Source organism: Xenorhabdus griffiniae, assembly GCF_001028135.1.
GTDB classification, from domain to species: Bacteria; Pseudomonadota; Gammaproteobacteria; order Enterobacterales; family Enterobacteriaceae; genus Xenorhabdus; species Xenorhabdus bakwenae.
This window is the reverse complement of the sequence record NZ_LDNM01000015.1, coordinates 45,013-58,596: the sequence shown is the minus strand read 5'-3', so window position 1 is coordinate 58,596 and position 13,584 is coordinate 45,013. Positions and strand designations below refer to the sequence as shown.

Annotated in this window: 11 protein-coding genes; 1 reads left to right on the top strand and 10 read right to left on the bottom strand. The window is 44.0% G+C overall.

Features of this window, described 5'->3' with window-relative positions; all coding sequences use genetic code 11:
- Window positions 1-15: 15 nt before the first annotated feature.
- The 3 genes from lolE to lolC are packed head-to-tail and all read right to left on the bottom strand — an operon-like array spanning window position 16 to window position 3,162.
- Window positions 16-1,263 (bottom strand): lipoprotein-releasing ABC transporter permease subunit LolE, encoded by a 1,248-nt coding sequence (lolE, locus tag AAY47_RS04805; protein ID WP_047767404.1) that lies wholly within the window; start codon window positions 1,261-1,263, stop codon window positions 16-18.
- On the bottom strand, window positions 1,257-1,967 hold the full coding sequence (lolD, locus tag AAY47_RS04800; protein ID WP_047767402.1) for a lipoprotein-releasing ABC transporter ATP-binding protein LolD: 711 nt from the start codon (window positions 1,965-1,967) through the stop codon (window positions 1,257-1,259). Before lolD ends, lolE begins: the two co-directional genes overlap by 7 nt.
- Entirely contained in the window at window positions 1,960-3,162 is a 1,203-nt protein-coding gene (lolC, locus tag AAY47_RS04795; RefSeq protein WP_047767400.1) for a lipoprotein-releasing ABC transporter permease subunit LolC, read from the bottom strand. The genes lolD and lolC overlap by 8 nt, the downstream gene beginning before the upstream one ends.
- 197 nt (window positions 3,163-3,359) lie before the next feature.
- On the opposite strand from lolC, the gene mfd reads away from it, so the two are divergent.
- Window positions 3,360-6,806 (top strand): transcription-repair coupling factor, encoded by a 3,447-nt coding sequence (gene mfd, locus AAY47_RS04790; protein ID WP_047767398.1) that lies wholly within the window; start codon window positions 3,360-3,362, stop codon window positions 6,804-6,806.
- Window positions 6,807-6,942: 136 nt separating this feature from the next.
- Here mfd and umoD read toward each other — a convergent pair whose 3' ends face one another.
- From umoD to AAY47_RS04755, 7 genes are all read right to left on the bottom strand, one after another.
- Entirely contained in the window at window positions 6,943-7,425 is a 483-nt protein-coding gene (gene umoD / locus AAY47_RS04785) for a UmoD family flagellar biogenesis regulator (RefSeq protein ID WP_047767397.1), read from the bottom strand.
- Window positions 7,426-8,239: 814 nt separating this feature from the next.
- On the bottom strand, window positions 8,240-9,544 hold the full coding sequence (locus tag AAY47_RS04780) for an NAD(P)/FAD-dependent oxidoreductase (protein ID WP_047767395.1): 1,305 nt from the start codon (window positions 9,542-9,544) through the stop codon (window positions 8,240-8,242).
- 201 nt (window positions 9,545-9,745) lie between these two features.
- A complete protein-coding gene (gene nagZ / locus AAY47_RS04775) occupies window positions 9,746-10,756 on the bottom strand; it encodes a beta-N-acetylhexosaminidase (protein ID WP_047767392.1) in 1,011 nt (336 codons plus the stop codon).
- Window positions 10,757-10,795: 39 nt separating this feature from the next.
- Window positions 10,796-11,668 carry a phosphotransferase gene (locus AAY47_RS04770; RefSeq protein ID WP_047767389.1) on the bottom strand — a complete coding sequence of 291 codons (873 nt, stop codon included), beginning with the start codon at window positions 11,666-11,668 and terminating at the stop codon, window positions 10,796-10,798.
- Window positions 11,655-12,224, bottom strand: a complete 570-nt coding sequence (lpoB, locus tag AAY47_RS04765) for a penicillin-binding protein activator LpoB (protein ID WP_047767388.1) — start codon at window positions 12,222-12,224, stop codon at window positions 11,655-11,657. The genes AAY47_RS04770 and lpoB overlap by 14 nt, the downstream gene beginning before the upstream one ends.
- Before the next feature lie 156 nt (window positions 12,225-12,380).
- Entirely contained in the window at window positions 12,381-12,731 is a 351-nt protein-coding gene (gene hinT / locus AAY47_RS04760) for a purine nucleoside phosphoramidase (protein WP_047767386.1), read from the bottom strand.
- Window positions 12,732-12,783: 52 nt separating this feature from the next.
- Window positions 12,784-13,569 carry a metal-dependent hydrolase gene (locus AAY47_RS04755; protein ID WP_047767384.1) on the bottom strand — a complete coding sequence of 262 codons (786 nt, stop codon included), beginning with the start codon at window positions 13,567-13,569 and terminating at the stop codon, window positions 12,784-12,786.
- Between the last annotated feature and the right edge of the window lie 15 nt (window positions 13,570-13,584).

The following is a 13,584-nucleotide window of genomic DNA, read 5'->3' as shown; positions in this document are numbered from 1 at the left end:
TGATACCCCGATATACTATTGTCCACTCAAAATTCGCGCTGGATCAAGTTTACTGGCCCGACGAGCAGGATACCAACTCGCCAACAAGCTTAATACTAATGCCGTTAACAAAACATAAAACACATCCATAAGATGCAATTCTGACGGCAGAAAATCGATAAAATAGATATCTCCTGAAAGGAGTTGATGCCCAAGCAGCGTTTCCAGTGCTTTAATGATAGTCGTCAAATTTAATGATGTGAAAACCCCGACAACAACACCAGTTATGCTACCTATCATGCCTGTTAGTAATCCATACCATAAAAAAATTGCCCTGATATGGCTATCCCTGGCACCCAGCGTGCGTAGGATGGCGATGTCGCTGCTTTTATCCTTCACAGCCATAATCAGTGTTGAAATGATATTAAAGCAAGCTACACCAATAACCAGAATCATTGCCAAATACATAATGCTACGCACCATCTGGATATCGTTGTACATATAACCATAATCTTTTATCCACGTGCTGATATAGACATATTTCCCCGTGGCGTTACCTGCATCCCACACACGCTGTTCTGCGGCAAAAACATTATCTGCTTTAATGGCAATGCCTGTTATTGCATGACCGTAATCCAGATAGCGCTGGGCATCAGGCAAAGGAACAAGGGCTAAACTGTGATCTAACACGCCGCTTAACTGGAAAATACCCGCAACTTGTAAACGGATACGTTTAGGCTGCAAAAGTTTCAGGCTTGCATCATTATTGGGGATCATGACAGTCACCCAATCACCTTGTTTCACGCGCAGTGCATGGGCCACTCCCTGCCCTAAAATCACCTGATTTTTTCCTGCCCTGAATGTTTTCCATGCCCCATTACGCACAAACTGGGGTAAAGTACTCACATTCATCTCGGTATCCAGAGAGACGCCCCGTACCTGTATAGCATGAAGTTTTTCACCGCGTTCCATCAGGCCAGTAAATTCAATATAGGGAGAGGCTCCGGCAATCCCTGACGTTTCTCTTACCCTCTTAAGGGCGGTTTCCCAATCCTGAAAAGGCTGCTCCACCGCATAAATTTGTCCATGAGGCACGACGGAAAGTATCCGGTTTTTCAGCTCTCGTTCAAAACCGTTCATGGCACTCAGGCCAATAATCAGCACCGCGACACCCAGCATGATACCCAGCGTCGAAATGACAGAGATCAGGGAAACCATTCCTGAACGACGTCGGCCACGACTGAACCGTAATGCGGTAAATAATGCAAGAGGCAGATTTACCATGACCTCTCCCCCGCCGTCAGGGTTAATTCATCCTGTAAATACCCATCACGCATTTCTAGCTGACGAGCCAGTTGATTGGCTAATTTCAGATCGTGAGTGACAATGAGAAACGCAGTGCCTTGCTGTTGGTTCAATTCTTGCAGGAGCTGAAACACACTGTCTGCATTTTGTTGGTCAAGGTTACCCGTTGGTTCATCCGCCAACACTAATGACGGTTCATTTACCAGTGCCCGCGCAATGGCAACACGTTGGCGCTCTCCCCCTGACAGCTCAGATGGCCGGTGATGTGCCCGATTTTCCAACCCAACCGCCGCCAGCATATCCCGCGCTTTTTGTTGAGCACGGCGTTTTTGCCCACCAATCAGGAGCGGCATCGCAACATTTTCCAGTGCAGTAAAATCAGGCAATAAATGGTGAAACTGATAAATAAAACCAATTTCACTGTTACGTAATTCTGCCCGCGCAGACGAAGACATTTGGTTGAGTGATTGCCCTTTGAACCGAACTTCACCAGTCGTAGGTGAATCCAAACCACCAAGCAAGTGCAAAAGGGTACTTTTACCAGAGCCAGAACTCCCGACAATGGCCATTATTTCCCCCTGTTGCAGGGAAAAAGTGACATTCTTTAATACTTCTGTCGAAATTTTTCCTTCCTGATATTTTTTGCACAGTTGGTGACACAGTAATAAAGGGTGATTACTCATAACGTAAAGCCTCAGCAGGTTGGGTGGCAGCCGCGCGCCAGGAAGGGTACAGCGTCGAGATTAAGGAGATCAGCATGGCACTGATGGCGATCAGTATCACTTGCGTAGTGTCAATCGCAACAGGCAACTGAATGCCCTCAGCCAGCAGGCCGATAATCGGCATGAGGTTATTTAACTGACTGGAAAGCAATATTCCCAATCCCGTTCCCAATACAGCACCAATAATGCCGGCTCCCGCTCCCTGGATCATAAAAATGGCCATCACCTGACGGCGGGTCAGCCCTTGCGTCTGCAAGATAGCGATTTCACCCTGTTTTTCCATCACCAACAGAGAAAGAGAGGTAATAATGTTAAAAGCCGCGACAGCAATGATCAGGCTCAGTAATAACCCCATCATATTTTTCTCCATGCGAACCGCCTGAAAGAATTCCCCTTTGCGTTCGCGCCAATCTTTCCATATCAACCCATTTGGCAAGGTTTGCTGGCTTAACTCATCGACTGATAATGGCTCATTGAGGAACAAGCGCCAGCCGGTAATATGACCTATGGGATAACGCAACAATCTGGCCGCATCCTGTTGGTTAACCAACATTTCCGTACCATCAGCTTCACTGTTGGCGAAAAAGGTACCCGCTACCGTGAATAAACGCTGGCTGGGAATTCTGCCCATTGGTGTTAACTGGCTGGCACTCGGCACGATAATACGGATTTGATCACCCCGTTTTACCCCTAATTTGGCCGCCAATTTTTCGCCCAGAATGACAGAATAACGTCCGGGTTGGAGCTGGTTTCGATCAACATTAACAAGATGTTCTGCCAATGGCGCATATTCATCCTGATTAATGCCTAACATGACACCAACACCCACATTGTGGAGACTCTGTAGCACCACATCCCCTTGTACGATAGAGGTCATGCGATTAACCCCCTTTAATCCCGCAAGCTGGCTATTCGGATGTTCAACCGGGTTGATAGAGCCTTTTTCCGATGTAATGATAGCCTGCGGCATAAAGCCCAGGATGCTGCTTTCTAATGAACGCTCAAAACCGTTCATGACTGACAATACTGTAATCAAGGCCGCTACGCCTAACGTAATGCCAATCGCTGACAACCATGAAACAAAACGGCCAAATTTATCGACCGCCCGCCCGCGCATATAGCGCAATCCTATAAATAATGAGACAGATTGAAACATGAAATCTGTTACGCCCCTGTTGCCAAAGCAAAGTGTTCGAGGATAATAAAGGGTAGCAATACTTTATGGAACCACCCGTATCCCGGTTCTGTGGTTTTTTTTACTTTCTCTCAACCTGCCAGCGTATTTATTGTAAGGCTACTGGGTTAAAAATGTGTTGGGAATGGACTGAATCTTAGGGAACACATCAAACGCTTATGTCAGCAAAATATCGTTATCAACTTCCTGAAAGCCGCGGCGATACCCGCTGCTTGGGCCATTTGACAGGTGCAGCCTGTGCCGTTGAATGCGCCGAAATCATTGAACGTCACCCAGGGCCAATACTACTGGTGACCAAAGATATGCAAAATGCCCTACGATTGCGTGATGAAATTCAACAGTTCACCGACGCACCAATAAATACGATGTCAGATTGGGAAACTTTGCCCTACGATAGTTTTTCGCCTCACCAAGAAATTATCTCCAATCGCCTGTCTACGCTTTATCACCTCCCCTTTATGACGAAAGGGGCATTAATCCTTCCCGTCAACACGTTGATGCAACGTGTCTGCCCCCACGATTATCTCAAAGGTCATGCATTGGTCATGCACAAGGGGCAACGACTTTCACGTGATAAACTGCGGGCAGAACTGGAACAAGCGGGTTATCGCAGTGTTGAACAGGTACTTGAACATGGCGAATTTGCTACACGTGGTGCCTTGTTTGATCTGTTCCCTATGGGGAGTGAATATCCTTATCGTATTGATTTTTTTGATGATGAGATAGATAGCCTACGCACTTTTGATGTGGATAGCCAACGCACACTGGCCGAAGTGGAAAAGATCAATCTATTGCCAGCCCATGAATTCCCAACCGATCAAAATGCGATTGAGCGGTTTCGCAGCCAATGGCGCGAACAGTTCGAAGTCCGTCGTGATGCTGAACATATTTATCAGCAAGTCAGTAAAAAAGTGCTACCTGCTGGCATCGAATATTGGCAGCCGTTGTTCTTTGAACATCCCTTAGCGGCCATCTTTGAATATCTGCCCGACAATACCCTATTGATTACCCAGAATTTGGTCAGTGCTGCGGAACGTTTCTGGCAAGATACGCAACAACGCTTTGAAAGCCGCAACGTTGATCCTATGCGTCCGTTACTCGCTCCCGAACAGCTCTGGTTGCCTGTCAATACACTCTTCTCAGGATTGAAAAATTGGCCTCATATTGAAGTTGATAATGAACCGCTTCCCCAAAAGGCCAGAAATACCAACTTAGCCTATCATCCTCTGCCTGATTTATCGGTTGCAGCACAGCAAAAAGAGCCATTGGATAAATTACGCCGTTTTATGGCGCAATTCAGTGACAAGATCGTGTTTTCAGTGGAAAGTGAAGGACGCCGGGAATCCATACAAGAATTATTATCCCGCATCAAAATCAAACCGAAAAAAATAGACCAGCTAACCGATGCCAATACTTCTGGCTATTATTTGATGGTTGGTGCCGCAGAGCAAGGTTTTATTGATGAAGATAACAATCTCACTCTGATTTGTGAAAGTGACATGCTTGGCGAACGAATCAGCCGTCGTCGCCAGGATAATCGGCGCACAATTAATACCGATACATTGATCCGTAATCTCGCTGAATTACGGCATGGACAACCGGTTGTTCACCTTGAACATGGCGTTGGGCGCTATCAGGGGCTGATAACATTAGAAGCGGGTGGCATTAAGGCAGAGTATCTTATCCTGACTTATGCCGGAAAAGATAAATTGTATGTGCCTGTTTCTTCCCTTCATCTCATCAGTCGCTATGCGGGTGGTGCTGAGGAAAGCGCTCCCTTGCATAAATTGGGCGGAGAGGCATGGAACAAGGCGCGTCAGAAAGCGGCTGAAAAGGTGCGTGATGTTGCTGCCGAACTCCTGGATGTTTACGCACAACGGGCCGTCAAACCGGGTTTCGCTTTCCACAACGATAGCGAACAGTACCAACTGTTCTGCCAAAGTTTTCCATTTGACACAACATCAGATCAAGAACAGGCCATCAATGCCGTACTTGATGATATGTGCGAACCTATTGCTATGGATAGGCTGGTATGTGGTGATGTCGGGTTTGGCAAAACAGAAGTGGCAATGCGTGCCGCGTTCTTGTCCGTCATCAATAATAAGCAAGTCGCCGTTCTTGTGCCAACCACCTTATTGGCACAGCAGCATTATGATAACTTCCGCGATCGCTTTGCCAATTGGCCTGTGCACATTGAAGTGATGTCACGCTTTCGTAGTGCAAAAGAGCAACAGCAAGTCATTGATATGGCAGCGGAGGGTAAAGTAGATATCATTATTGGTACTCATAAACTACTGCAAAGTGATTTGTGCTGGAAAGATCTCGGTTTGTTGATCGTTGATGAGGAGCATCGTTTCGGCGTTCGCCATAAAGAGCGTATCAAAGCGATTCGGGCAGATGTTGATATCCTGACACTCACCGCCACCCCGATCCCCCGTACGCTTAATATGGCAATGAGTGGCATACGCGATCTCTCCATTATTGCCACTCCCCCTGCCCGTCGGCTGGCGGTCAAAACCTTTGTCCGTGAATATGATAGCCTGGTGATACGTGAATCTATCCTGCGTGAAATTTTGCGCGGTGGGCAGGTTTACTATTTATATAATGATGTTGAAAATATCGAAAAGGCAAAAAACCGGCTGGAAGAGTTGGTTCCCGAAGCCAGAATTGTTGTGGGACATGGGCAAATGCGTGAACGTGATCTGGAACGCGTTATGACGGATTTCCATCGTCAACGTTTTAATGTTCTGGTATGTACCACTATCATCGAAACGGGGATCGATATTCCCAGTGCTAATACCATTATCATTGAACGTGCCGATCATTTTGGCCTGGCCCAATTACACCAATTACGTGGGCGTGTCGGGCGCTCCCATCATCAGGCCTATGCTTATTTGCTGACACCACATCCAAAAGCCATGACCCGCGATGCACAAAAACGGCTTGAAGCCATTGCATCTCTCGAAGATCTGGGGGCGGGTTTTGCATTGGCTACTCACGATTTGGAAATTAGGGGCGCCGGCGAATTGTTGGGTGAAGACCAAAGTGGGCAGATGACCAGCATCGGCTTTACCCTCTATATGGAATTATTGGAAAGTGCTGTTGATGCCCTTAAAAATGGGCGGGAGCCTTCGCTTGAAGATCTCACCAACAACCAGACTGAGATAGAATTGCGTATGCCTGTGCTTTTACCTGATGACTATATTCCAGATGTCAACATCCGCTTATCTTTCTATAAGCGGATTGCCAGCGCACAAAATAATCTCGAATTGGATGAGCTGAAAGTCGAACTCATTGACCGATTTGGTATTCTACCCGATTCAGGACGCCAACTGCTGCACTCTGCTTCTATTCGTCTGACCGCTCAACAACTCGGTATCAAACGCATTGAAGCCCATGAAAAAGGAGGTTTTATTGAATTTGGTAGTAATAATAAAGTCGACCCGAATTATCTAATTAGTTTGTTACAAGCGCAGCCCAATATTTACCGATTGGATGGTTCCTATAAATTGAAATTTATGACTGAATTAACCGAGCGGGCTACTCGTTTATCGTTTATCCAGCAATTATTAGAAAATTTCGATCTACACAAAAGTGATGCCTAATCAAGCCACTTGATCGCGATAAAAAAGTAATGTCACGGTTGCACTATTTTGCCCAGTTCACAAACTTATAACTTAATGTGAACTAAGCGCGAAAAAGTGCAATCCTTTTTATTTTCAGCTAAGAAGTCAAAGAAATTCATTGTGGAGAATACGATTTCAGGATCAATTGTCCTTTCTCATTTAAAGGGATAGAGTCATTGGGTTTGTACTCTATCCTGACTTTTCCTGGTTGCTCACCAATCACATAATTTACGTCATAGGCAACAACACGTGGTTTCTTAAAATGAATGTCTATACAGTTTTTTAACGCCGAGTGGGTTAAAACAGGATATTTTCTATTAATTTTCAAGTGGTTAATAAGAGTTAAAATACGATACTCATATTTAATCAAATGGTTATGCGTAATCCCTTTTACTGTAACAGGAATGGGAAATACTGCAATATGACAATAGGATTGACGAAAAACAACCGTTGATTTGATAGGTTCCGAAGATAATACATGCGCAACACTGGGGCGTGGAGATTCAAAATAGAATGTTGCAGCTATACCAATGATGGCAATAGCAATAATAGTCATTATAGCACTCATTACATACTGTCTTATCGTTAGCTTAACCACATAGCACCTTGATATATTAATAGTTTTCCACACAATTTGATTAAAAGAATATTTCGCAACTATTTTTAAATAAACTAAAAGTGCGCTACGTTCATTATTGAGAAAAATCCTATTCCATTAAGTCAGTAAAATCATTAGTCACTTATCCATGTAGTCATGTATTATGGTAAATAATTTCAGTATTGACTTTACGAAAAAAACAGCTTCCATACCTATTTCATTAAGAGTTAGTACATAAAAATTTATGTGACATTCTCTCTTCATATCATATAAAAAGTTGCCACATAAAAAGTACAGACAACACAAAAAATAGATGATACCCCCTAACAACCTGATCTTACAGACTGTAGTAAAATGGTGATACCAAGGTAACCTAACTAAAACAGGCTTTATTATAACGATTAATTAAATCTGCTGATAAATTATTTGATTATCTATTAGGTAGGTATGCATAACTACGTCAATTAAATCTATCTTGTATAACATATCAATATAATTATGGCGCATTATTTTAAAAAATTATCGCATATAACAATAATGAATTAATTTAAATGAGAGCTAAATTTGATTCAAATACAGTTTCATTCATTATATACGCGATAAACTTCAAGTTGCAATCCGCAAGACGCCGCGAAGCCTTATATTTCCCTGCGGCGCGGGGAAATATAACACGCATCTTGAAGTTGGCTTGGTATAGTAAATAACCAGGTTAACTTTAGAGAAGAATAATTATGATATGTATAATAATAAATATAATGAACAGGTAAATGACCCATCTCAATGAATTACGTCAAGATGAGCCATTTTGGGCTAATTAATGCAACTTCAGGCGTGGACGAATAACGCGGTTAATTCCTCCAACCAGCATCATCAACCCTGTTTTAATATATCCATGTAAAGCGACCTGATGCATACGATACAAAGAGATATAAACCACACGGGCAATGCGGCCTTCAACCATCATTGAACCACGCATCAAGTTCCCCATCAGGCTACCAACAGTACTGAACTTGGATAATGAAACCAATGAACCATGATCTTTGTAAACATACTCTTTCAATGGTTTTTCATTCAACTGTGCCAGAATATTGGCATAACAACGGCTTGCCATCTGGTGAGCAGACTGCGCACGAGGCGGAACAAAACCCCCCTCTTTTTTCGGGCATGATGCGCAATCCCCAATGGCAAAAATATGATCATCCCGGGTGGTTTGCAAAGTTGGTTTTACAACCAATTGGTTGATACGGTTGGTTTCCAATCCACCGATATCCTTCATAAAGTCAGGTGCTTTAATTCCCGCAGCCCAAACCATCAAGGAAGCTTTGATCTGCTCACCCTCTTTGGTATTCAACCCATGCTCATCAGCACTGGTCACCATTGTCTTGGTTAATACCTTAACACCCAATTTAGTCAGCTCTTGATGGGCTGCACTGGAAATGCGTGTCGGCAACGCAGGCAGGATACGCTCCCCTGCCTCAACCAACGTCACGTTCAGGGCATCTGAATTCAGGCTTTCAAAGCCATAACTGTTAAGTTGCTTAACCGCATTATAGAGTTCTGCGGAAAGCTCTACGCCCGTCGCGCCACCACCAACAATCGCTATATTCACTTTTTCTTCTGCACGGTGATTTGCAGAATATTTCAGGAACAGGTTCAACATTTCATTGTGGAAACGGTGTGCCTGTTGCGGGTTATCAAGGAAAATACAATTTTCCTTCACACCCGCCGTGCCAAAATCGTTAGATTGGCTGCCCAATGCCATGACAAGAATGTCGTAAGCCAGTTCACGTTCTGGTATCAACAAATCACCATCTTCATTACTGATCCCAGCCAGAGTAATTTTTTTCCCTTCACGATTGATATTCGTGAGTGTACCTAGCTGGAAATTAAAATAATGGTTGCTTGCATGAGCTAAATAACTCAATGCATCAACACCATCATCAAGAGACCCTGTTGCAACTTCATGCAATAGTGGTTTCCATAAATGGCTATTATTGCGATCCACCAAAGTAATTTCGGCTTTTTTCTTACGCCCTAATTTGTGTCCCAAACGCGTTGCCAGCTCTAAACCACCAGCGCCCCCACCAATGATGACAATTCTTGTCTTTGGCGTTGTCATGAATACCCCACTGAAAATACAACATAATGTTATGTAAGGCGCTCAGTTCGTCTCTTTGAGTAAAAAACCTTGAATAACGTCCTTAAATAACTTCAAGCTAAACAAATTTCATAGTGCAAATATCACCAGAATATCATGGCAGGTCAGTTGGTCATACCAAAAACAGTCACAACTAAATTCTTTTGATTAATTAGACATCAATCACAAAAATTGTTCACACAAACCCTGTAACGTCTGGTTAGCTTTTTGCCAACGTGCAGATTTTTGTAACTCTTCCAAACTAAATTGTTTGCCTTGATGGTATAACTGTTTGACTTTAGGTGATTCAATTATCGGCAGGTTATCCAGCACACTGACCGCACCCTCTCGATTGTTACACACTAAAATCATGTCACAACCGGCATCTAATGAGGCTTTAGCCCGTTCAGCATAACTGCCCATCACGGCGGCACCTTCCATCGACAAATCATCGGAAAAAATAACGCCGTTAAATCCTAATTGCTCACGAAGTATGGTTTTCAACCAATAAGGTGAACCACTTGCAGGTCGGTGATCTATCTGAGGATAAATAACGTGAGCAGGCATAATTGCATCCAGCAGATGACGTTGGATAAAATCGCGGAAAATCACCATATCATGGCAACTAATGGCATCCATAGGACGGTTATCCCTTGGTGTTTCCTTATGGGAATCTGCCGTCACGGCGCCATGTCCCGGAAAATGTTTCCCCGTCGATTTCATGCCCGCAGAATGCATTCCTTGGATAAATTTTTCCGCCATTACCATCGCAGGTTCAAGCTCTTCATGGAATGAACGTTCACCAATTGCTGTACATTTATGTCCCAAGTCCAATACTGGCGCAAAGCTGATATCGATATCCATTGCGATCATTTCTGATGCCATTAACCAACCAGACTCTTTTGCCAGATGTGCGCCTATAAGCATGTCATGTACACAAGCAAAAGATTGGGCCGCAGGTAAACGCGTAAATCCCTCATGAAAACGCTGAACCCGTCCTCCTTCCTGATCAACAGCAACCACCAAACGGTGGCGGGAAGCTGCGCGGATTTGGCGAACCAATTCACGTAATTGTTCTGTATCATGAAAATTGCGGGTAAACAAAATTAAGCCACCCACTAATGGATGTTGTAAAATTTCGCGCTCTTCATTATCCAATTCATAGCCAACAACATCTAACATTACTGGCCCCATAGCCTTCCTCACTTCTCTTTATATTGGTTATTAGATTCATTACGACAATTTAAAAGTCTGGCGTAAGGGATATGCCAGCGATAAAAATTGTTGTTCTCTTGTCTGCTGCCAGCGCACTTCATACCACATTAACATCATATAACTGACCCACGGCTCCCATCGCTTAATGTGTTGCTGCAATAAGTGGATATCTGAATATCCTGATGCCTGAGTACAATAATAATCTAAAAAAGTCTTTTGCTTCACCTCATTCCACTGATTTCCCTTGAATAATACAGCCAGTGAAAAGCCGATATCGACATCCGCAGCATATTCCCAATCAATCAATTTTAACCCTTTTTCAGTCATTAATAGATTATCAGGGTGAATATCCATATGAGCCGGAGCTATTTTTAATGCGGTGGGTACTCTACTTGCCATAAAAAATTTGTGCAGACGTAACCAACGGGGCGACAAGCGTCTTCTGTCAATCTGCTGCCACTGGAATGCAATTTGTTCTTTTAATTGAAAGGGGTAACCCAATGGAGAATGGTTATGAAGAATAGCAAGCGTTTGAGCTAATGGTTGCTGTAAAATTGGCTGGCCCAGTGTATCGGGTTTTACTTTTGTTCCAATAAGCCACTCAAGCAACAGCCAGGTTCCGTGCATAGCCACGACTTCAGGCGCAATACCGGTGGAAGATAATCGCCGCAAGATCTGATTTTCTCGTTGACGATCCACGCCGAGCATTTCACTATGCGGTGTTTGCCCGCGTCCAACCATCTGATGCACTTCATTTGTAGCTGTATTAGCAATAGAGTAACTTCCCTGTGTCAGACCCGTTAATGGCCTAATTTCCCAAGAGTCGGCGGGAATATCAGGCCATAACTGACACAACACCCTGAGCAAAACGTTGCCATTAGTTAACGTCACCGCGGCCTGACCAGAGTATTTCGCCAGTTTTCACCAGCATTAACTGCATCTCCAGGTCACGCTGACCATGATTATTGGAGACAACAGAATAGAGAACATAATCGGCATTTAAATAACGAGCCAATCCAATGGACTTGCTGCGCAACCCCAGGCTATCTTCCGATGACAACCCCAGCGCCTGTCTGGCTGAATGGACCTGGGATTTCGGTACAACCTGAAAAGTGTGTTTATTACTGATGACATTCGTAATTGCATCTGTGGCTTTCAGGGTTCGCAATGAGCCATTCGTGTTGTTCTTGACAGAATCAACCAACAGTAATTTTCCCGCTTCCACACCGTTAGCATTAACCATCTGATCAACTAACGGCTGAACAATGCGATCCCAATTAATAGATTGGATTTTAGGCGGCTGGGGAACTTTTTCTGACGGTCCTACCGACGACTCCGGTTTTTTCTCTGGCTCCACCGGTGTAACAGGAGCAGGCGGCTGTGTTTCTGGAGCGACACAACTCGCCAGCAACATTGCTGATAACATAACAAAGAGAATTCTTTTCATTCATCTACTCCAGTTACATCACTACTTTGTACCGATATATACTCGATAAACTTCAAGTTGCAATCCGCAGAACGACGCAAGGCCTTATATTTCCCCGCTGAGTGGGGAAATATAACACGCATCTTGAAGTTGAATTGGTATACATAAATTAGGTTATTATTTTGCTAATAGCGGTCCCAATGGACGGCCACCGACTAAATGCATGTGGATATGGAAAACTTCCTGCCCAGAATGGCGATTACAGTTCATGATCAGGCGATAGCCATCTTCTGCAATGCCTTCCTCTTTTGCTATTTTCGCTGCCACGGTAAACAGACGTCCTAAGGCCAGTTCATGATCGGCAGTGACATCATTAACCGTTGGGATCAATACATTAGGTACGATCAAAACATGGGTTGGTGCCTGAGGGGAAATGTCACGAAATGCCGTGACCAAATCGTCCTGATAAATAATATCAGAAGGAATTTCTCGACGGATGATTTTACTAAAAATAGTTTCTTCTGCCATTTTACTTCTCCTGTTTGTTATAAGGCCTAAAACACCGTGTGACACAGCTGACTTAGTTTTCTTTAATATCGATATGAAACAGTTCACAAAAATTTCTGGTCGTCACCGCCGCCAATTCTTCAACACTGACACCTTTCAATACTGCCATATATTCAGCAACATCACGTACATAAGCTGGCTGATTTTGCTTACCCCGATGAGGAACCGGTGCCAGATAAGGTGAATCAGTTTCCACCAGAATGCGATCCAGTGGCACAAATCTTGCTGCTTCACGGATCTGCTCGGCATTACGGAAAGTGACAATACCAGAAAAAGAGATATAAAAACCCAAATCCAACAACGCCCTTGCCGTTTCTTTATCTTCTGTGAAACAGTGCAACACGCCACCACAATCCCGGACTTTTTCTTCCCGTAAAACCATCAATGTATCGTCTCTTGCGTCACGGGTATGCACAATCACTGGCTTATTTAATACCCGGCCAATGCGAATATGTTCACGAAATGAAGTTCTCTGACGTTCAGCATTTTCTTGCTGATAATAATAATCCAGGCCGGTTTCCCCCATGGCAACGACGTCTTCATCCGCAGCCAATCGGGCAAGCTCTTCGAAATCGTAACCTTCATCCAGATTCAATGGGTGGATACCACAGGAATACGCGACATTTTCCCGCTTACCAATCAATGCCTTCATTTGCCGGAAACCCGGCAACGTGGTTGCCACCGCCAGCATATACTTCACATCCCGTTCGGCCGCTTTCGCCACAACATCATCTACACTTTGGTGCAGCGTTTCATAATCAAGGCAATCGAGATGACAATGTGAATCAACTAAAAACATAATAGGCTCGTATCT